The organism is Alteromonas sp. AWJ4_199 (assembly GCF_056159165.1).
Genome location: NZ_JBSWUR010000001.1, coordinates 682,443 through 703,707 on the forward strand (window position 1 = coordinate 682,443; position 21,265 = coordinate 703,707).

The 21,265-nt window shown below is 44.4% G+C and carries 18 protein-coding genes; 7 read left to right on the forward strand and 11 right to left on the reverse strand.

Annotated features, from left to right (window positions below; all coding sequences use genetic code 11):
* The first annotated feature begins 81 nt into the window (after positions 1-81).
* The 3 genes from ACXAER_RS02995 (at position 82) to ACXAER_RS03005 (ending at position 2,562) form a co-directional block, all read left to right on the forward strand.
* The gene (locus ACXAER_RS02995; RefSeq protein WP_474826443.1) at positions 82-792 is read left to right on the forward strand and encodes a DUF8198 family protein; all 711 of its coding nucleotides are present in this window, start codon (positions 82-84) and stop codon (positions 790-792) included.
* A gap of 106 nt (positions 793-898) precedes the next feature.
* On the forward strand, positions 899-1,348 hold the full coding sequence (locus ACXAER_RS03000; protein WP_474826445.1) for an acyl-CoA thioesterase: 450 nt from the start codon (positions 899-901) through the stop codon (positions 1,346-1,348).
* On the forward strand, positions 1,345-2,562 hold the full coding sequence (locus ACXAER_RS03005; RefSeq protein ID WP_474826447.1) for a retropepsin-like aspartic protease family protein: 1,218 nt from the start codon (positions 1,345-1,347) through the stop codon (positions 2,560-2,562). The genes ACXAER_RS03000 and ACXAER_RS03005 overlap by 4 nt, the downstream gene beginning before the upstream one ends.
* Before the next feature lie 64 nt (positions 2,563-2,626).
* Here the strand turns inward: ACXAER_RS03005 and ACXAER_RS03010 are convergent, their stop codons facing one another.
* The 3 genes from ACXAER_RS03010 to ACXAER_RS03020 form a co-directional block, all read right to left on the reverse strand.
* Positions 2,627-2,986 (reverse strand): HopJ type III effector protein, encoded by a 360-nt coding sequence (locus tag ACXAER_RS03010; RefSeq protein ID WP_474826449.1) that lies wholly within the window; start codon positions 2,984-2,986, stop codon positions 2,627-2,629.
* 210 nt (positions 2,987-3,196) lie between these two features.
* The gene (locus ACXAER_RS03015) at positions 3,197-5,239 is read right to left on the reverse strand and encodes an oxidoreductase (RefSeq protein ID WP_474826451.1); all 2,043 of its coding nucleotides are present in this window, start codon (positions 5,237-5,239) and stop codon (positions 3,197-3,199) included.
* 118 nt (positions 5,240-5,357) lie between these two features.
* The gene (locus ACXAER_RS03020) at positions 5,358-6,197 is read right to left on the reverse strand and encodes a crotonase/enoyl-CoA hydratase family protein (protein WP_474826453.1); all 840 of its coding nucleotides are present in this window, start codon (positions 6,195-6,197) and stop codon (positions 5,358-5,360) included.
* Positions 6,198-6,335: 138 nt separating this feature from the next.
* Here ACXAER_RS03020 and ACXAER_RS03025 point away from each other — a divergent pair, with 138 nt between their 5' ends.
* On the forward strand, positions 6,336-6,947 hold the full coding sequence (locus tag ACXAER_RS03025) for a TetR/AcrR family transcriptional regulator (protein ID WP_474826455.1): 612 nt from the start codon (positions 6,336-6,338) through the stop codon (positions 6,945-6,947).
* 52 nt (positions 6,948-6,999) lie between these two features.
* On the opposite strand, the gene ACXAER_RS03030 is transcribed toward ACXAER_RS03025, so the two are convergent.
* A complete protein-coding gene (locus ACXAER_RS03030; protein ID WP_474826457.1) occupies positions 7,000-8,652 on the reverse strand; it encodes a GMC family oxidoreductase in 1,653 nt (550 codons plus the stop codon).
* Between the two features lie 214 nt (positions 8,653-8,866).
* On the opposite strand from ACXAER_RS03030, the gene ACXAER_RS03035 reads away from it, so the two are divergent.
* Positions 8,867-9,592, forward strand: a complete 726-nt coding sequence (locus tag ACXAER_RS03035; protein ID WP_474826459.1) for a DUF1439 domain-containing protein — start codon at positions 8,867-8,869, stop codon at positions 9,590-9,592.
* Positions 9,593-9,616: 24 nt separating this feature from the next.
* On the opposite strand, the gene ACXAER_RS03040 is transcribed toward ACXAER_RS03035, so the two are convergent.
* The 3 genes from ACXAER_RS03040 to ACXAER_RS03050 are packed head-to-tail and all read right to left on the reverse strand — an operon-like array spanning position 9,617 to position 13,006.
* Entirely contained in the window at positions 9,617-11,056 is a 1,440-nt protein-coding gene (locus ACXAER_RS03040; protein WP_474826461.1) for a wax ester/triacylglycerol synthase domain-containing protein, read from the reverse strand.
* 20 nt (positions 11,057-11,076) lie between these two features.
* The gene (locus ACXAER_RS03045; protein ID WP_474826463.1) at positions 11,077-11,742 is read right to left on the reverse strand and encodes a TetR/AcrR family transcriptional regulator; all 666 of its coding nucleotides are present in this window, start codon (positions 11,740-11,742) and stop codon (positions 11,077-11,079) included.
* A 55-nt stretch (positions 11,743-11,797) separates the two neighbouring features.
* Complete coding sequence (locus ACXAER_RS03050) at positions 11,798-13,006, reverse strand: DUF445 domain-containing protein (protein WP_474826465.1); 1,209 nt, start codon at positions 13,004-13,006, stop codon at positions 11,798-11,800.
* Between the two features lie 413 nt (positions 13,007-13,419).
* Between ACXAER_RS03050 and ACXAER_RS03055 the strand changes: the two genes are divergently transcribed.
* Both ACXAER_RS03055 and ACXAER_RS03060 read left to right on the forward strand, forming a co-directional pair.
* Positions 13,420-14,880 (forward strand): DUF3336 domain-containing protein, encoded by a 1,461-nt coding sequence (locus ACXAER_RS03055; protein WP_474826467.1) that lies wholly within the window; start codon positions 13,420-13,422, stop codon positions 14,878-14,880.
* A gap of 78 nt (positions 14,881-14,958) precedes the next feature.
* The gene (locus ACXAER_RS03060; protein WP_474826469.1) at positions 14,959-16,392 is read left to right on the forward strand and encodes a hypothetical protein; all 1,434 of its coding nucleotides are present in this window, start codon (positions 14,959-14,961) and stop codon (positions 16,390-16,392) included.
* A gap of 146 nt (positions 16,393-16,538) precedes the next feature.
* On the opposite strand, the gene ACXAER_RS03065 is transcribed toward ACXAER_RS03060, so the two are convergent.
* From ACXAER_RS03065 to fadR, 4 genes are all read right to left on the reverse strand, one after another.
* A complete protein-coding gene (locus ACXAER_RS03065; protein ID WP_474826471.1) occupies positions 16,539-17,303 on the reverse strand; it encodes a hypothetical protein in 765 nt (254 codons plus the stop codon).
* Positions 17,304-17,528: 225 nt separating this feature from the next.
* Positions 17,529-17,888: a phasin-related domain-containing protein gene (locus ACXAER_RS03070; protein WP_025255732.1), complete on the reverse strand. Its 360-nt coding sequence runs from the start codon at positions 17,886-17,888 to the stop codon at positions 17,529-17,531.
* A 170-nt stretch (positions 17,889-18,058) separates the two neighbouring features.
* Positions 18,059-20,236 carry a S9 family peptidase gene (locus tag ACXAER_RS03075; protein WP_474826474.1) on the reverse strand — a complete coding sequence of 726 codons (2,178 nt, stop codon included), beginning with the start codon at positions 20,234-20,236 and terminating at the stop codon, positions 18,059-18,061.
* A gap of 313 nt (positions 20,237-20,549) precedes the next feature.
* A complete protein-coding gene (fadR, locus tag ACXAER_RS03080) occupies positions 20,550-21,260 on the reverse strand; it encodes a fatty acid metabolism transcriptional regulator FadR (protein ID WP_474826476.1) in 711 nt (236 codons plus the stop codon).
* Positions 21,261-21,265: the final 5 nt, after the last annotated feature.

The following is a 21,265-nucleotide window of genomic DNA, read 5'->3' on the forward strand; positions in this document are numbered from 1 at the left end:
ACTTGAAAGGCACGCTTGCTTAGGTCAATCTAGGTTTACAACAGCGGATAAGCTACACTAGCTCAACAGGGAGTTCGTCATTTGGCGCAACAGATAATTAAACATATTCACCGGGTAAATGCCCTTCGTGATTTGGCCACTCAGTTGGGTGTAATGCCTATCATTCATCAGCTACAGCATTGGCAATGCGAACGCTTACTGGTCACGCACAACGATTTGGCGCAGCAAAAACGTTATCAAAAAGCCATGGCGTTTTTCGTAGATGAATTGTACGGGCCAAAAGATTTTAGCCAGCGCGACGCTGACTTAGTTCGCGTTATTCCTAAGCTTGCAAAAGTATTGCCCGACAAAGCCATGAACGCTATGGACGACGCTTTATCGTTAAATGCATTATCGTTCGATTTAGATATGGCAATGGCCCAGTACTTACAAAGTCATTTTCCTGGGGAACCCATCAACCGAGATAACTACGCCTTGGCTTATCGAAATGTGGGCAGGATGGAAGACAGAGCGCATCAAATCGACATAATTTCCCATTTGGGCGATCAACTCTCTGATGTGATAAAGATTCGTGGTATTGGTATGTTGATTTCTCTATCGAGGCGACCCGCAAAACTCGCAGGCTTGCTTGCTCTACACGAATTTTTAGAGCGTGGTTTTAATGCATTTAAAGCGCTAGGGGATGTTCAAAGCTTTATTCAGCCGGTGCTGGTACGTGAAAAGTCGATAATGCAGATGTTATTAAGTGACGATTTGACGTTACCTGAAGATAATCCTTTGCCTGTGGTATAAGTTGCAAAGAAAGAAATGCAAAAAAAGGCCTTCGTTAGCAACGGCGCTACACCGACGCTAAAGCAGCAGCTAGGGTATAAACAAGATATATGAATAAGGAAAAGGTTTGAGCAACCCGGCGCTTAATTGGATGTTAGACAACCCCTACGTGCAACAATGGCATATTGATGCAACACACATCGACCACTATCAGCATGTGAATAATGTAGCGTACCTGTCGCAGCTCGAAAGCTTAGCTTGGGCCCATTCAAACGCCCTTGGCTTGCAGTTTGCCGATTATCAGGCGCTAAACAGAGGTATGGTGATAAAGCGTCACGAACTTAACTATCATCTGCCAACTCATCTTGGAGATACGTTAGAATGCGCCACTTGGATAGTACACTGCGATAAAAAGCTAACCTTGAAACGCCAGTTTCAATTTATCTGCCCAAAGCGAAACAAAACCGTATTTGATGCTATAACCACATTCGTGTGCGTTAGCCTTGATACTGGCGCCCCTAAACGAATGCCTAAGCAATTTGTGGACGTCTATGGAAAGGCGTGTTTGAAACAATGAAAACATGGCTTGCTGTTCTGCTTACCCTGTTTCTATGTGTGTCGTTGGGCACCAATGTTTACCTATGGATTAGCTTAAAGCAGCATAATAACGGTGCTTATAAGTTAGAAACAGACTATGAGCATCACTTACAACATGAAGCAGCGCTAGAAAGTGAGACTCAGGCAAAGGGCAGTATAGAGCCCTTCAACAAAGAACGTGAATCCACCTCTTTTTCGAACGCTGACAGGGCTAACATACCGTCGAATGAGCGTGAAGATCTGCGCTTATCTTCACGACAAATTGACCAAAATGATATAGCAGCCTTAACTACTCTACTCAATGACGGACAGTATGCGTTACTCTCCACAGAACTAACGAACTACCTAAAAAATGATCCGCTCAACGAATCGCTACTGTTGCTAGAGGGCGAACTGATAGAGTTAACAAAGCCGCTTCCCACGGCGCTTGTCCACTATTATGATATAGCTGAGCTGCCTCTTTCACCTGAAACGCTCTCGTTTATCGACACTAAAATTGCCACTTTGTATCAACAAGCGCAAACGCAGTTAAGTCAAGACGAACAATGGGAACTGGTGGCTAGATTAAATGAGCCACTGTATCAACGCATACCTGACGCAAAACACTACACACTAAATTTGGCTGAAGCTTATGCTTACCAGCAAAAGCTTACGCTAATGGAAGATGTACTCGCTGCTCTGCCGTTAAACGATAGAGACGCCAATATCATTCGCGATAAAGCCTATGACATGCGCGATATGGCCAGCGCGGACACCGCGCCAAGCCACAGCGACCCCAAACCCACAAGCTCGGACGCTGCTCGGTATCAAACTCGAATAGCTTTGCAGCGTATTGGTGATCAATATCGTCTTGAAGCAAAAGCGCTTAACCAAAAAGCCAATATGATTTTAGATACCGGCGCCAGTACTACCGCGATATCATCGCGATTATTTGCTCGCTTGGGTCGTATGCGAAACCTCACGTTTATAGGTAACTTCAACGTGAGAACCGCCTCAGGAACTATTGAAGCACCACTAGTACAAATACCGCGATTTTACTTTGCTGGCTACGAGTTTAACGATGTTTCTGCCATCGTTCTCCCCGAAGAGGCATTACCCGATGCTGATGGATTGTTGGGAATGAATATTTTAGGTCAATTTGACTTTGCGATAATGCCTCAGTCTAGTGAATTGATTTTGACAGAGCGTGATTAATGTTGATTGCGCAATGGCAAGAGCTTTACGCCTCTCGCCTTTCACGCCCCTATAGCGCGGTGCATTAATTTTGCAGCTCAATTAAAGGAAACGTCTCAAACGCCACGCCTTCATGCCCTGTTTTCATAAAGTTGCGGATATTGGCGTGGTCGTTACCATCGGGGTTATTGAGTACGTCTTCACGATAAAAGCGCCCAAACAAAGCCAGTGTTTGTGCTTGGTTTAGGTTTAAATACTGACCCAGTGCAAGCAGCTTGCATGAGCCATTATTCTGGTTAGCTTCGTTTGTTACATCACCATTGGTGAACGCGGTTGGCGTGAAAGTAAACGCGCTATCAGCGAGCGCGATAACATCGTTAAACTCAATAGTCTCTGGTGAATTATTAACGGCTTGAACTAAGTCTTGAGTGTTGTTGAACGTCATGTTTATCTCATTGAAAAAAGGAATCGATAATAGCAGGTCTAGGTAACTTCAACAGGTTAAAACAGGTGTGGTTTCGGTATTTTCATAAAAACTACAGCTTTCGGCGGCTGGAAAAAATAAACCCCTCTGAAAAAAGAGGGGTTTATTATCAATCTTAAGTACCTCCTATTGAGGCACTTATATTTCTAACTGTTTTTTTGCGCTAGGTGATTAAACCGCAGCGCACACGCGCGTACCCTGGTCGATGGCACGTTTTGCATCTAGCTCTAATGCTTCGTATGCACCACCAATTAAGTGATAAGGCATGTTTAAGCCTTCAACAATATCACGCATCGGCTCTTGGCCTGCACAGATGATGATGTTATCTACCGGCAATACTTGGCTATTGCCTTCTACCGTAATGTGTAGCCCTTCATCATCAATTTTATCGTAGCTTACGCCAGGGATCATGGTCACGCCTTTGGCCAGCAGGCCTACTCTGTGCGCCCACCCCGTTGTTTTGCCTAAACCCGCGCCAACTTTTGTGGTCTTGCGCTGTAATAGGAAAATCTCTCTTGGCGATGGCTCTGGCTGCGGCTTAACGCCCTCAATACCCGCGCGAGCCGAAAAGGTCATATCAATGCCCCACTCTTTCATAAATGCAGGAATGTCTTGGCTTGGCGTTTCTTTGCCATGAGACAAATACTCAGCGGTATCAAAACCAATACCGCCAGCACCGATGATGGCCACTTTATTGCCAACGGGTTTCTTTTCTTTCAATACTTCGATATAGGTCAGCACTTTCTCGTGCTCAATGCCTTCAATCGCTGGCGTGCGTGGCTTAATACCCGTCGCAATCATAACTTCATCGAAACCTTCATCGTTTAGCGCAGCCGCATCAACATAAGTATTCAATTTGAGGGTAATATTTTTATGAAGCTCAATTTGGCGCTTGAAATAACGCAGCGTTTCATAGAATTCTTCTTTGCCAGGGATTTGTTTAGCAATATTAAACTGCCCACCAATTTCGCTAGATGCGTCATAAATCACAACGTCGTGACCACGCTCGGCCGAGGTCACTGCTGCTGCTAATCCCGCTGGACCTGCGCCTACAACCGCTACACGCTTTTTAGTCTCTGCTGGCTTAACGTTAATTTCAAGCTCGTGACACGCACGAGGATTTACCAAACAGCTGGTCATTTTGCCGTTAAATACGTGATCAAGACAGGCTTGGTTACAGCCAATACAGGTATTGATTTCATCGGCCTTATTTTGCTGTGCCTTGCGCACAAAGTCAGGGTCGGCCAAGAATGGGCGAGCCATTGATACCATGTCTGCATCACCGCGAGACAGCACTTCTTCAGCGACTTCAGGGGTGTTGATACGGTTCGATGTGATTACCGGAATCGAAAGTGCTTCACGGAATTTAGCGGTAACCCACGTAAATGCCGCTCGCGGTACTTTAGTGGCAATGGTTGGAATACGCGCTTCGTGCCAACCTATACCGGTGTTTATGATAGTGGCACCCGCTTTTTCGATTTCTTTGCCAAGCTGTACGACTTCTTCATAAGTAGAGCCGCCTTCAACAAGGTCAAGCATGGACAAACGATAGATAATGATAAAGTTCTTACCTACTGCCTCGCGCACGCGGCGCACTACTTCTATCGGCAGACGGATTCGGTTTTCGTATTCACCGCCCCATTCATCGTCACGGTGGTTAGTGCGTTTAGCAATAAACTGGTTAAGGAAATAGCCTTCAGAACCCATGATTTCAACGCCATCGTAGCCAGCGCGCTGAGCTTGAGTTGCGGCAGTGATGAAATCTTTAATTTGCTTTTCAATCTCGTCAGCTTCTAGCGCTTTTGGCTTAAACGGGTTAATTGGCGCTTGTACCGCAGAAGGTGCAACAAGCTTAGGACTATACGCATAGCGGCCTGTATGCAGAATTTGCATGCAAATTTTACCGCCAGCAATGTGCACTGCGTCAGTCACTTCTTTGTGGTTTTTCACTGCTTCGTCTGTATCTAAACGAAACGTTGACGGGTGAGTAGCGCCTTCTTCATTCGGCCCAATACCACCAGTAACGATAAGCCCTACGCCACCTCTGGCACGTTCGCCATAAAATGCTGCCATGCGTTTGTGGCCGTCAGGCAATTCTTCTAAGCCCGTGTGCATAGAGCCCATAAGGACACGGTTTTTAAGAGTAGTAAAACCTAAATCTAACGGACGAAATAAATGAGGGTAAACGGGATGATCGGTAACGGTCTGATTCATGATACATTCCTGAAAATGGTTTTGGCTTGGTAAAAGCCGTTAAAAAGCCTGTTCAAATAATCTTGTCTAATACGCCCTTTCTATGAAGGCGCTTTACAATTCAATTAATTACATTAACTTACGAATTCATTTTTTTAATCGCTGGGTGTAAAGGCGGGTATTCCGGCAGCGTTTTGGATTTTTGTGCTTCCATGGCTTTAAACACATCTTCCATTTGGAACATGCCCGCTTGCCATGTGGCCATATAGGTCAAGCTTTCTGCCACCGTGTGTTCTACCGAGTAATTAATCATAGTCTTAGTGCCTGAAACCGCTAGCGGCGAATTCATTGCAATCTGCTGCGCTATTTTCATCACCGCTTCTAGCATTAATTCCTGGTCGTCAAATACCTGATTCACAAAACCAAGTTGCTGCGCTTCTGCAGCACCAAAATTGCGACCGGTATACGCCAACTCTTTCACTATGCCAATGGGAATAAGCTTTGGCAGGCGCTGAAGCGTGCCGACGTCCGCCGTCATGCCTAATTGGGTTTCTTTGATAGTGAAAAAAGCATCTTGTGTGCAATAGCGCATGTCACATGCACTAAGTAAATCTACTGCACCACCAATTGCCCCGCCTTGCACGGCACCAATAACCGGCATACGTGCCTGCTCTATGGCAGTAAAGCTATCTTGAAGCAACATCACCATACGGCGCATACGCTCAGCTCTCCGCGATGGGTCGCCCTTAAAGTCTTCTTTCATATTCAGGAACACCGATAAATCCATACCGGCAGAGAAATGCTTACCTGTAGATGAAATAACGATTACCCGTGCTTTGGCTTCATCATCTATTTCACGAATGGCTGCCGGTAGCTCGGTCCAGAACTCTGGGATCATGCTGTTCATCGCTTCAGGGCGATTAAGTACTACGTGGGCGATATGGCCCTCTTGTTTTACTTCTAATGTAGAGTACTTCATGGTTTGCGCTGTCTCCTTGGGCTGTTCCTGTTAACAAATTTGCAAACTAGACAGCGTCAAGATAAAAGGCTATGTTGACACTGTCAAGATAAAACGTTATCTATTCGTCTCAATTTTGAAAATGGAAACATTGGATTTATGGCTAATGCAGTACAAAGCTACCATCACGGCGATTTACGCAGTGCCCTTATAGAGGCAGCAACAGCGCGTTTGTCGGAGCATGGCGTTGATAGTCTTTCGCTGAGAAAGCTGGCAGAAGATGCCGGGGTTTCACGTACTGCGCCGTATCATCACTTTAAAGATAAAAGTGCTTTGTTAAGTGCTATCGCGGCGAAAGGCTTTAGCGACTGGCATAGCGCAGCAAAACGAATCTTCGAACAAGAAGACAAAACGCCAAAAGCGCGCTTTCGTGAGTTTGTGCACGAATACATTGGCTACGCGGCCGACAACCCCGAGATGTATGAATTGATGTTTGGTCGCACTATTTGGCAAAATCAAGCGGCGACTAACGATTTGAAAGATGTTGCATTTCCTTGCTTTCAGTTTCAAGTGACGATGACGCGTTATTGGCAGGATAAAGGGCTACTTCCGAACAATCAGGATGCGCTGAGACTAGCACAGGTGACATGGGGTACGTTACACGGTATTGCGCGTTTACTTATTGACGGAATATACGCTGACAGCAGTCATATCGACGAAATGTGTGATTGTGCAGCGGATTTATTTATGCAAAAGCAGATGAATACTTAGAGCGGATGAATTGCCAGAGCGAGACGAGGGCTCGCTCTTAGCACCTTTTTAATTATGCCGATTCTGCTTTAGCCAAAGATACTGGCTGACCTTCGTGCGTCGCTTTAATAAACTCAGCAGCACGTTCGGCAATCATAACGGTGGGCGCATTGGTATTGCCACCGATTAAGCTTGGCATCACCGAAGCATCTACCACTCTAAGACCTGCTATGCCTCTTACCCGCAACTGAGTATCAACCACTGCCATCTCATCGTCATCACTGCCCATTTTGCAGGTACCAATCGGGTGATAGATGGTTTCAGCGCGCTCACGTAAAAACTCTAGTATTTCTTCATCTGTTTGTGCTTCTTCCCCAGGATATAGTTCACTGCCTTGGAACTTGTCGAAGTCTGGTGCAGATAGCAGCTTACGGGCAATGCGCACGCCTTCAATCATGACTTGCTGGTCTTCCTCTGCGGATAAGTAATTCGGGTCAATAAGCGCTTGATCGGCAGGATGGTTACTTTGAAGCGAAATAGTGCCGCGGCTTTTAGGATATAGACAACATACGTGCAGGCCATAACCGTAACCAAAGGCCAGCTGTCTTCCGTGATCGTTTAAAATTGCAGGTAAAAAGTGGAATTGAATATCAGGGCCCTGTGTCGCTAAGCTTGAACTAACAAAACCACCGGCTTCAGCGATATTTGAAGAAAGAATACCTTTGCGCTTAAACGCGTAGTCTGCGGTGGCTTTAACGTAAGAAGGCAGCGCTCCGAATGCCACGGCATAACCTTCTCTGGCTTTACAGGTATATTGCACGATGGCATCTAGGTGATCTTGTAGGTTTTGGCCCACACCTGGCAAGTCTTGCTGTACAAAAATCCCCTTTTCTTCTAGTTCTGCTCTGGGTCCAATACCCGAAAGCATTAGAAGTTGAGGTGAATTAATTGCGCCGCCGCAAAGAATCACTTCGCTTTTAGCGAAATAGCGGTTTACTACCCCTTTTTCACGTACTTGAACCCCTATAGCACGCCCTTCTTTTAATAACACCTTTTCAGCAGCGACTCTCGTAAGAACAGTTAAGTTGTTGCGGTGCTTTGCCTGCGTTAAGTACCCTTTTGCTGTTGAGCAGCGCTGGCCGTTGACTTGTGTAACATGGTAGTAACCAAGCCCTTCCCTATCGTCTCGGTTAAAGTCGTCGAGCTGTTGATAGCCGGCAATCGACGCAGAGTTCACAAAAGCATCGGACAGTACGCTTGTATGCCTAAGCTTGCTAACATTTAGCGGGCCACCTGTGCCGTGGTATTCATCAGCCCCTTCTTCAAAGTTCTCAGAGCGTTTGAAATAAGGCAGTACATCTTCAAATGACCAGCCCTCGGCCCCTTCTTCATTAGCCCAGCGGTCATAGTCTTCTTTTTGCCCTCGAATATAGCACATGGCGTTGACTGAACTGCTGCCGCCCAAGGTTTTACCGCGAGGCCAGAACAGCTCTCTGTCATACATTTCTTTTTGAGGTGCTGTGTGATAACCCCAGCCGATACCCTCAAACCTGCTGAGCAAAGATAAACCAAAAGGAATATGGATAAGTGGGTTGGTATCCTTTGAGCCAGCTTCCAATAGCAAAATATCTAATGCGGGGTTTTCTGATAAACGGGTGGCAAGCACCGCGCCCGCAGAACCGCCGCCTACAATAATGTAATCGTATTTGCTAAGTACTTCGCTCATTTCGCCAACTCCTTGAGGGCAAGACTTTTAAATGTTAATAAAACGTTGTGGTACGACCAGATTAGCAAACAATGTTTCATCAATAAAAGAATTAAATTGTAAGATTTAAAAAATCTAATAATCCTGATAACTTAACTGTTGTATCTGTATATGCATTACGTTAGACAATCTAGCAACAAGCCACTGCCTAGCAAAATTAGGCTAAGAATACACCTTGACCAATAACTTATCCTTGAAAGACAAATGCAAAGTGTACCTGGCACAATGGCTTGTGAAATGGGGAAAGCTAACGCACGACGACTTTACCAAAGCTGAGCTCCAAGACCTTATCAACGATAGCTTTCCTTACACCTTCACCTTCAACATCCCTATGGGAAGTGGCACTGTGACCGTGCTTGAAGGCAACATTGCATTAGATAATGCAAACAACCGTATTGTTCTTCAGTGCCTTACGGCACTTAATATTGTGGTAGCTTCTACCACCATTTACCGTGCTCACGTGGTGTTTACTGTGTCAGCATCGCCTCACTACGACAAAAATATGAGCACGCTTTACTTAACCGGCCTTTCCACTGATAGTGTCAGTTTAGTTAACGATGATTACGCGTTGATTAAAGACACACAGTTTTTGGTTTCGCGATTCTTTCCTAAAAGTGTAAACACTCTGCTTGGCGGCTCATTGAAGTCGGCACTATCGATTTTTAGCGCCGGGACATCTGATATTGCAGCAGACTATTTACAGGTCTATTTAACGGGCTCGAAACAAGCAGTATTGGAATACCACATTCCCCATATTAACGACGCTATTAAAAAACAAATTAACCAAGAAGACCTAAGCCATACTATGCGTGGTGACCACTGGCGCGAAGTGCTCTTCTCGAAACTAGGTCAAAACGTACGTGTAGAAGACAACGTACTGCGCTTCTATCTCATCGAATAGCACTTAGTCTGCAAGTTACGCATGCTAGTGATCTGACACAATAGAGACAGGCACGGTATCCACCTGCTCTCCAATATCGTCGATGTTTAGCCTTGGATCGTCCACGCTCGCTTCTAGCATATCGAACGCTTCTTTGACGTAGCGCGCTAACGGTTGTAACGATTCAATGTTCTTATTGCAGCACACCAAGCCCACATTTGCAGTGCCCGCGTAGGTCATAAGCGTAATATTTACTCCGCCCCCAGGCGTCATGGTAGAAATGGGGTAGCAGGCCAATAACTCCGCGTCTTTTAGATACCTTGTATCTTTGGGGCCAGGTACGTTTGAAATAAGAATATTTGCAATGGGTTTAACTACGCTAGATAGCTTTAACCATTCGAAGACCAGTGCAAGAGATTGAATTGCAATGGTATAGCCACTAAATGCCGCAGGGCGCGCATGCTGCGCTGCATTTTTAACAATACGATGGTTCACCACAATCTGGCGCAACCTAAGATAGGGGTCGTTTTCGCCATGTGCTAACTCCACCGGCACAATAGCTATTTTATTACCAGTGGTTTTCTCACCGGGTTTGCGCAAATTAATCGGCATATTGGTGAATAAGGCTTTTTTAAATACCTGGCCATGGTCTTGTAGTAACTTATGCACACCGATATCAAAGGCGCATAACAACACCTCATTTGCGGTAGAACGCGTGCGCCTTGCTAGCGCTTTCACCCGCTTAAAGTCTAAGTCCATAGTGGCCACAGCCCTACCTGCTTTTACTTGACCAGTCAGCACTGTTTTCGTACCAGTGAAAGGAATAGGCATATAGTGTGGGTTTACTCGCAGCGCTTTCATGAATATGCGAATAAAGATAATAAGCAAATCGAGCGCGGTTTTAAGCGCGTAACCCACGCCCACCAAACGTTTGTAAAAACTCACGGGCTCTCTGCCCTTATGACGAAGCCGTTTCACTGCCCATACTGGCGTAAACTCTGTTTCGTGAGAGTTGGAAACGTACCCAGCCTGAAACCAGCGTACCAGTGTCGCACCATCACCATACATATGATGGACACGAGCATAAATGGCGAATGTCTCGCTGTTATCATCAAAAATAAAATGATATTGCCAAAGGGGCTTGTCGGGATCTAACCGCGAAGCATGTAGTCTTGCTACAAATGCATCTAGCGCTTCGCGGTTTGTAACGTCAGCTACGCGATGAATTTGAACGTGGTAATCCATGTTGAGCTTTTTCACCGGCGCAAACCCCACCGGGTAACCCAATACCGTTTTTACCGCACAGTTGAACGGAGAAGTAGCACGGGCATAGCTTCTTATTTCTTGGAATAACTGGGGCACGTATTCGGTACTATTCGCCCCTTTAGGTATGGCAAGTAGCTGCAAACAAGCTACATGTTTTGGATTCTCGTCTGACTCGGTTATCCAAAATGACTTATCTAAGAAACTGAGCGTTTTTGCCATTACTATTCCTTTATGTTGCTTTACGCGAAGTCGAGTGGTGACGGGGTTGAGGCATTTCTCACAAAGTCATGAGAGAAGAGCATCTGTTCTAGCTGGTGCTTTTGTTCATCGGAAAGCGCCAACCTTGGCAAAACGCTTACCATCATTAGTGACAAAGCATGATAACGCTGCATCGTACTATCCATATGACTGTTTAATTCATCAAATTGACAAGACTGTGTGATGATCAAAGACATTAAATCCACCATAAGTGCCCTGTCTGCCTTTGAGGCAATAAGAATGTCGCGCTTTGATAATGATTCAAAAAGAAACGCTAATTGTTTATTTAAGCTAGATAATATGTGCTGTCTAGGGCGCACTATACTGGGATACTTTTCTGCTAGGTCGGCTGGGCTACGGTAGAAAAAGCGAAATACATGAATACTATCTATAAGCAAATACAGATAATACATAATTTCTTCAGGATGAAGTGTATCGAGTTTTTCTCGATTGAGTATCTTCTGCATTTGTTGTTCATGCATTTTCATCAGCGCACTAACGAGGCTGTCTTTACCTTTAAAGTGGTAATAAAGGTTTCCCGGACTAATATCCATCTCGACGGCGATATCCACACTGGTTACCGTGTTTTCGCCGTGCTCATTAAATAATGTTAGCGCGGTGAGTAGTATTTTCTGCGCGGTTTTCATAATTTAATCCGACCCCTTACCAACCCTGTGCGTTAGTTTTTACTTATGGAACACCTTACATAAACACCAGATAAAGTTGGGCAACACCAGCTACCATACCCAAAATAGCGCCTGTTACGATGAGTTTCCACTCATCCTGCTGATAAGCTGGGCGCAACACCCCTTCGAATTCTTCAACACTCAGCGCCTGCATGCGTTCACTCAAATCGTGCCCTATCTGCATCGCATTGTTGGCATAATCAAAGGCATAAAGTAAGTATTTATCTGAATTATCAAAGATTTGACGTACCGCTAGTGCCTTCATTTTATGATAATTTTCTGACCCAACACCTAACGCGAAATAAGGTTGCGCGATAGCCACATAGCGTTCAATAGCATCGTTGACATGAAGCTCAATGAGCTCCAAAAGCTGGGCTGAGCCTGAACCATGCAAGATTATATGGGTGATGTTTTTAGGTGTTATAAGTTTTTCTTCAATAATGTTTGAATAGACTTCAGACACTTCTTTTTGGCGTTTTAAAAACATACCTTGAATAGTAATAGGCCCCAGTTTTCTCGGGCGTTTGGGTTCGAAAATTATCTTGATGGCAATCCAGTTGGTGGCATAGCCCACAAGCAGTCCACCTAACGGTAGAATCCACCATGCTTGGTAGAAATACCAAAGCAACATGGTCGGTAAGCCGAATAGGAAACCGAAGTAAAAGCCAGAGCGCACTATGAACGGAAACTCCTTGCTGCCTGCCGTTAAAAAAATTTCATTAACGAGCTCAGGTGCATTAACCAGCTGCTCTACCACCAGCTCTTTTATATCTAGAATTTCTGAAACATTGTGCTGGAAGTCGTCCACCATTTTGTGGACCACATTAGGGATGTCGTTTTCAATGCGTTGGTAAACTAAATTTTTACCTTGCACAGGCAAAGCTGCCCAAAGTTGAGGCGCTGATTCGGCCATTACGTCATTGACAACTTTGCGTATAACTTGCCCTAAGCGGCGCTCAATAGCCTTCGTTAATTCATCTGCATCTAAGCGCTGGGCTAATTCTTCAACACTCAGTAATTTACCTAAAACTAGTTCAACCTCAATCTCTGCCATTTGGCGGCGCTTCGCGGGAATAAGCCCCTGCCACCCAAAGAAAGGTTTAATGCCAACGAACTCTATGGGGTAAAACATCATTTTTACCGCCAAATAGTTAGTCAGCCACCCGACAATGGCACTAATTAAAGGGATTGATAGCAGGCTTAGCGTTTGAAAATTCCATTCCATACTACAAAAAAGAGATCCACATTATTATTTTCTCTCTCAGGCTACTGAGTGCTTATGAAATGGTCAATGTAAAAAACAAAATTACTGCTAATTGTTGATTGAAAACAACCTTCTGAAAGCCTAACAATTAAAAGATACCGCCTTGAGTAACACGCTAAAAGCACCAAGCGGTTGATTTAGTAGAAGGGTTTAGGTAGTGGATTCTAAATTTACACAATAAACTCAGGTTAGCGTATAGACAGCTGTTATTGCGCAGAGGCTTACCACATGCTTTCCAGCAAATGTCGAGAAATTCGCCACTTAGTAAACAGCGTCCAAAATACGTATTTATCCTTTTGCTGGTGTTACCCGCGCTTGTTCGCTTGTCATACAAGAAAGGCAGCAGCGCTCATCAACTTAAATAGGTTATCGTTATGGCAGTATTCGATTTGCGGTTAAAAAAGCTTGAACATGAGATAGAGCATGCAAGCAGTTACGATGAATATGAGGCCGCATGCCTAGCACACGATGCGCTGTCTGGCGCTGACGAGTGGAAAGCAGAAGATGCCAGCGATGACTATGACTACAAGCTTATCCGAAAGCGTGTTCAACGCCTACAGCTTGCTAGAAGCAGAGGCGATTTACACGCGCTGATGTCCATACTGCACGAGGGACTGCACGGCAATTTAGGTAATATCGCCAACCCTATACTGCTTAGCCAGTGCAAAATTGGCACTAAATACCTTATTGAACAATTTATTGATGAAGTGATATTGGCGCTAGAACAGATCTATAACGCCGATGAACAAGACGTAGACTTCTATGAAAAGCTATCGTTTTTTGATGAAACCGCCCATGCCTTCGGCCGTAGTTGCCTCATGCTTTCAGGCGGCGCTGGCTTAGGCTTTTTCCACGCGGGCGTGGTTAAGTCGTTAAACGAAAAAAACTTACTGCCTACAGTAGTGTCTGGCTCGAGTGCAGGGTCAATCATCGCAGCCATGTTGGGCACGCGAACACACGATCAATTATTAGAAGCACTCAGCGCCGACTTTATTTATGAGACTTTTAAACATTGGCGGAGCTTTGCCGGTCTTGGAAAGAAAGGACTATTTGATAGCTCAGTGCTTGAAAACGCGCTGATTGAACTATTCGATCTTACTACCTTCGAAGAGGCTTTTAAAAAAACAGGGCGCCACATAACTGTCACCGTGTCCCCCGCTGACTTGCATCAGCATTCTCGACTTTTAAATGCCAAAACATCGCCCAATGCAATTATTACCCAAGCGGTACGTGCATCATGTGCTGTACCTGTTATTTTTAGCCCAGTGCAGCTAAGAGCGAAAACCCCAGCTGGAGAGATTGTCCCCTACATACCTAACCGACGTTTTGCCGACGGTTCGATAATGGCAGATCTCCCCTTCGAGCGCTTGGCTCGGTTATATGGCGTGAACCATAGTATTGTAAGCCAAACAAACCCTTTGGCGGTGCCGTTCATTTCATCAAACCGCATCGATCCTAACTCGCTATGGGATATGTCGGCCCGTCACATTGGACAACTTGCGAAAACCAATAGTATTTTCGCTATTGATATCATTGAACGTTTGACAGGAAATAAGAGCGCCAAGCTAGCAATTCACAAAGTTCGTTCTATTATTGATCAGCAGTACGTTGGCAATATCAATATTTTACCCAAGCGCCAAATAAGGAATTTATCCCAAGTATTGTCTAATCCAACCCGCGAAAGCATTAGCCAATTAATTGTGAGCGGGGAACGGGCATCATGGCCGCAACTACATGTTATTAAAAGAAATACCAAAATCAGTGAAAATTTACGGTATCATTTAGGTCAATTGAGAAAACGTGAGGCAGTAGAGCTCGGACATGAGGTTAAGTAACCTAGTGCAGCGCTGACCTGACCTGGATTACCCGACACAATACATAGGTAATTCGCAGCATCATTTGAAAGGACGACGGTGAGCGCACAAAGCCAAAACCCCGACAGTATTTACACGCAGCAAGTAAAGCAGCTTATCAACATGATTTATCCTAAAGACTCGGGCTACGGTTCGGTTTTTGAGGATGCCAGTCATTACTTTTCCCTCACTCCTTCTCTTGAGCAGCATATTGAAGAATTAAAAGCACAGCTTAAACGAATTGAAGGTAGTAAAAAGAAAGAACTATTAGCTGAACAGCTTGCCCAACAAATACACAATAGCTCAGAAAAACTTGAAGAAGAGCGCTTAGCGAGATTAGAGCGTTTGGACGCAGTAAGCACTAAAATAATTGAACTCTGTGAAGGCGACAACTGGCAGGAAACACAACAGCTAAGCGCCAAGTTGCTTGGAACACTAATGTTGCTCACCCGAGGGCCTGAAGGCAACTTTGCCAAGGTACACATGCGCTTCAAACCTCTCTACAAGGCTGTTTTAACGTTGCGTTTAGTCGATAGATTGTTAGAGCACGATACTATTGCCCACAGATATTTATCAAAGTATCGCGAAGCCGCCTCTCGCTTTCGCGGAAACCGCTATTGGCGAGACAAATGGAAAACTGAGTTAGGTCGCCCTCTTATCACCGCCGCCCTTCTGCAAGATATTGGTTTACAAAGTCCTGCTGCGCAAACCATATTAAAAGGTGAAAACGGCGACTTAGATGAGTTTCGTTTATTAGACGAATCGCAGCGAAAAGACCTGCTGAAGCTAAACTATCACTTCACGTTACGTTACTTATCTGATGGTTTAGGGCAGCCCAACTACGTAGGTAACAACAAAGAAGAAAGAGACCGTTTCAATCAAACTCACAAAGACGCTAATGAATTTTTGCTGAGTTTGGTTAAAGACGCCTTTGTGTCAAAAACCGGTTTGGGCGAGATTGTAAAGATCCCTCAAATTTACGTTTCCATTGTGCTTTCAACCAAGTCAGACTACTCACGAATGAGCTTACCCAAGGGGTATATGCTCATTGAACAACTTGCGAAGAAAGGTGGCCTAAATAAACAATTAGCACAGGACTTTGTTGAGCTGGTTGGCTACTTCCCGCAAGGTTTTGGTGTTACTTATATTCCTGTGAATGAAAAGGGCCAAGAGAAAGACCAATATGAATGCGCCATAGTGATTGGGCTGAACCCCGCGAACCCCGCAGAGCCTTTATGCAAAGTAGTAACAAGGAGCCAAAAATACATCACCAGCGGTGCGCAAGAAATTATTCCCAAAGGCAGAAACCTGTACTTCCCTGCGAACAGGAAAAAGTTAATGCGGGTGGGTCAAGACAGATTGGGCGAGATCATGAGCCAGCTGTCGAACAACTTTACGCCCGATGCCCTTGACGATTTAGTGCCGAGCTTCTGGGAACCCTATGACTTTTTCGGCTTTAAAAAACACCAGAATTTGTGGGCGAAGAATATTTAGCGGGTAATAGTAAGCTCTAGTTTCGTTCAATAATTATCTTTGAGCTCAGACAGAAAGATAACCTGAAGTGTGCCTATACGAAGCAGCGCCAAATATACGCGTATTTATTTGGCGCAACTACCAATAACTATCTTTATTGAACGTTTTTAGTCGTCGTTCTTAGTGCTTTCAGACGAACTAGATGTACTTTTAGCCGTGTTTTTGGCCGGTGTCGCTTTAGTACTAGCTGTTGTCTTACGCGCGGCACTCTTAGCTGTCGTCGACTTTGCCCCAGTTCGCTTGTTAGCTGTTCCAGTAGCGGCCTTTTTAGTCGAACTAGACAATGAAGTAACTGTTGTAGTGGCTGTTTTTGCTGTACTCGATTTGCGAGTGCCCGTAGTAGTTGATGAAGTCGTGGTCGACTCAGCTGAGGCACTTTTAGATGCTGCTCTTTTAGTGGCAGTAGCCTTGCTTGCAGTACTTGTCGCTTCGGCTTTTTTAGCCGCTTCTTTTGCAGCTAAAAGGGCTACTTGCTCGACGAGCAAATCTACTTTTGCACTCAACATTTCAAGCTGCTGTTCTTTCTTTTGACGTTTTTGACCACCTGATAATGCTGAAAATAGTGGCGTTGATGTCACCAATTTTTGTGCAGTATCGACGAAAGCAAATGGATTAAGTGTACGCCTAAGTTCACTTTCCACTTCAAGCCCTTTAACTTGCATGGCATTAATAGTTTCGTGAGTATCGTCGATTCTCTGGCTAACCACACCCGCAGCTTGGTCCAACTTTGCAGATAATAAGTCTGAACCCGCGAAAAGCCATCCAAACAAGGGTGACGATTTAAGAGGTGAAACAGTGGTGCCGTTTAACGAGGTTGAGTCTGTTTCGACAACAGGCACAGCTTCCGGGTTAGGAATATTTTTGTTGCTCATAACGCCTCCGATATGGAGATTTAGTAAGCATGGCAATGTAAGAGCTATTCAAAGCTTAGTGTCAGAACTTATTTTCAAAGCTTTGTATAAGAGCTTAATTTAAGATTGAACGTCCGGCTTTCATTGCCACTCAATTTCAATTTCTGTATGCCCCTTCTCAAGCGAAGGAGTCATCAAAAACTGTGTATTGGGTACCGCAAGCGGCACCCGATAAAGACTATCGCTTTATTTGCTTGCCGCCAGTTTAGCAACAGCTTCAGTTAGGGCATCGATTTTAGCTGAAAGCTCTTCGATACGTTGATCTGCAGGCTCAGAATCAAGACCCAGCTTTTTGCGAACGTCAGCCACGCGATTTTCTACATCGTTAGTGGTCGACTTAAATTTGCTCTTAGCATCGTCTTCTAGCGTTTCGCCTTTAGTAACTAGTTCGTCGAACATTTTGTTCGCTTCTTCGCTTAGTTTCTCGTAACGCCCTTGCGCCTCTTCAACGCTCTTACCATAAGCGCCTAGGCCTGCTAACCAAATTTTACGTGCCATTTCTTCGGCTTCGTTAATTTTGCCTTTAATTGTGTCAGTAGTAGTCATGTTCAGCTCCTATGAATGCTCAATTTGAGTGTGTTTCAACACCATACTTAAACTGTACGCTTAACAATTAGAATCCGCATACTAAAAACACAAAAAATTTAAAAAGCCCGAAAAGTGGCAACTTTTTCGGGCTTATAATCAAAGGCTAAATTCAAAATCTTAGCATCGAATTAAAGTGGTACACCTGCAAGATGCAAAACAAAGGCATATTCTAGGGCCGTTGATTCAAAACGCTTAAAGCGTCCTGACGCGCCACCGTGCCCTGCTTCCATGTCGGTTTTAAATAAAAGCAAGTTATCATCTGTTTTATACTCTCTAAGTTTCGCTACCCACTTCATAGGCTCAAAGTATTGCACTTGCGAATCATGCAACCCTGTGGTCACTAGCATGTGCGGATAATCTTTAGCTTCTATTTGATCGTAAGGCGAGTAAGACAACATATAGTCAAACTCATCTTTATTTGCTGGGTTACCCCATTCGGTATATTCACCTGTGGTCAATGGAATAGTCTCATCACTCATAGTGGTCACCACATCAACAAACGGCACGTGAGCACTTACCCCCTCGTAAAGTTCTGGAGCCATATTTACAACTGCGCCCATAAGCAAGCCACCTGCGCTGCCACCCATCGCGAATACGCGATCTTCATCAGCGTACTGCTCAGCAACCAAGCCTTTTGATACATCGATAAAATCAGTAAATGTATTCATTTTCTGGTGCATTTTGCCGCTCTCATACCATTCACGCCCTAGCATTTGGCCCCCGCGAATGTGTGCAATAGCAACAACAAAACCTCTGTCTATGAGTGAAAGCCAACTGCTTCTAAACGTCGGGTCAATAGTTGCGCCATACGAACCATAAGCATATTGATATAGGGGATTAGTGCCGTCTTTCTTAAATTTATCTTTGCGATAAACTAAAGAAACCGGAACTTGTGCACCATCTCTCGCTTCAATCATCACTCGCTCTGATGCGTAAGCGGATGAGTCGAAGGTCTCAGATACACGGGTTTGCTTCATCACTTCAGTTTCAAGCGTATCAAGGTTGATGTCTATGATAGAGCCTGGCGTAGTCAACGAGCTGTAATAAATTCTAAGCTTGTTAGTGTCCATTTCAGGGTTAGCATTAAAGTACGCTCCATAAATAGGGTCTTGAGTTGGTATAACCTTTTCTTCATTTGAAACAAGGTTATGCACAACCATGCGCAGCATACCGTTTTCTTTCTCTTTTACTACTAGGTGATTTTTCATCACTTCAATACTTTGAAGAAATACCTCTGGACGATGTGGGACTACTTCTTTCCATTTCGACACCTCACTTGTTGCATCTAATGGTGCCTTCATTACTTTGAAGTTTTTTGCATCAATGTTGGTAAGAACGTAATAACCGTCACTTGCTTTTGCTACGCTATATTCCTGACCGTCTTTAATAGGTAAGAAAACTTCTGAATCAGACGTGGGGTTATCTGCATCAATCAAGGTCACGCCAGTTTTGTCTGTGTTAGAGTGGTGAATATAAATGACGCTGTCGTCTTTGCTTTTACTTATGTAAGTATAAAACGTTGGGTCGCTTTCTTCGTAAACTAATACATCATCTTCCTGTGACGTACCCAACTTATGGCGATACACTTGATAGCCTAAAAGGGTTTGTGGGTCTTTTTTCACATAGAATAAATGTTCATTGTCGTTTGCCCATATCGCACTGCCTGATGTACCCTCTAGTACATCATTTAGCTGTTCGCCGCTATCCAGGTTTTTTACGTATACGGTATAAATTCGACGACTAAGCGTGTCTTCTGAGTACGCCATTAGCGTATTATTACTGCTAACCGCGTAACTACCAATGCTGAAATAATCATGCCCTTCAGACATAACATTCGCATCAAGCAACACTTGCGGTTCAGCATCAAGAGAAGATTTTCTTAGATAAACAGGATACTCGTTCTCTCCTGAATAGCGGGTGTAGTACCAGTAGCCGTTATCAAACACAGGTACTGTCGAGTCGTCTTTCTCTATACGAGAAACCAGCTCTTCATAAAGTGCCTCTCGGGTCTCTTTAAGCGGAGCTAGTACTGTTTCTACGTAGCTGTTCTCCTGCTCTAAGTGCGCCAATATCTCTTTATCGGTGCGTGAATCGTCGCGCATCCAATAATAATTATCGTTTCTGGTAACCCCATGCGCCGACATTTCGTAAGGCACCTTTTTCGCTACTGGTGCATTTACATTTTTATTTAACATAACTAATGGAGCCGTCTTGTCTAATTCTCGTTGAACGCTTTCCGTTTTATTCTCAAGGCTACAGCCTGACATCAGTCCGCCTGCAGCAAGCACTATCCATAAATATTTCATCAATTCTTCCTTTTAGAGGCTTTGCTAACGCTTTGTATTTACCAGCATTCAAAAATGCGCAACGAAACACTAAGCCGTGTTCTTTTATTTGAGTATATATAAATGAGATTGGGGTTCTAGCGTGAATGATAGCGAGTTTAAAATTAAATGTTACGAAATATTCTAGCTCTACTAAAAGTTGAATCCATCTAGCTCACATACAAAAACACCGCAGGTTCTTTAGAACATGCGGTGTTTTAAATCTAGCTCTCTTAACGACTACAGGTCGACTACAAGGCGCAGATTTGATGAACAGAATGAGAGTTCAGAACCTTTAATCTACTAAGTCGTTTGGCATTTCGTCACGAATAGCAAGCCAGACTTTACCACTCTCAATACCGTAGTTTCTTACCACTACTGGTACTTTTTCGTATTCGCCCTTTTCTGCCACTTCAAGCAAGTCTGCGTAGTACTTGTTTGCAACGTCCCGTGCTTGCTTGTGCGAGAAAAAGTAACCGCCGATGCGCGAGTAAAGCCCGCGAAACCCGTTCATCATCAAAACGAAAACGTTGTTATTAGAGGCAAGCGCTAAATCGTGAGTCATTTGATAATCGAATTGAGCAAACGCTAAGCCTTCTTGCTCGACATCTTTGTATCTAGCGATGATATCTGCAGACGCTTGAGGATTGTTACGGATAGCACCTCGAATGAAAACTGCACTTAAATTTGTACGCGCAGCAAGCAGATTATCGACCAATTCCGGAATGCCTTCTTGGTCCAAGCGAGCAAGTGTCTCGAGAATGTTGAGACCGCAGGTTTCCCAGAAGTTATTCACTTTGGTCGGCTTGCCGTGCTGAATGGTCAACCAACCATCACGTGCCAAACGCTGCAATACTTCCCGTAAAGTGGTTCGCGTTACACCAATTAACTCTGAAAGCTCTCTCTCCGCAGGCAAAATGGTGCCAGGTGGAAATCTTCCACTCCAGATAGACTCAACAATATATTCTTCGGCGAATCCGGCTGGACTCTGTGCCTTATAAATCATAACTA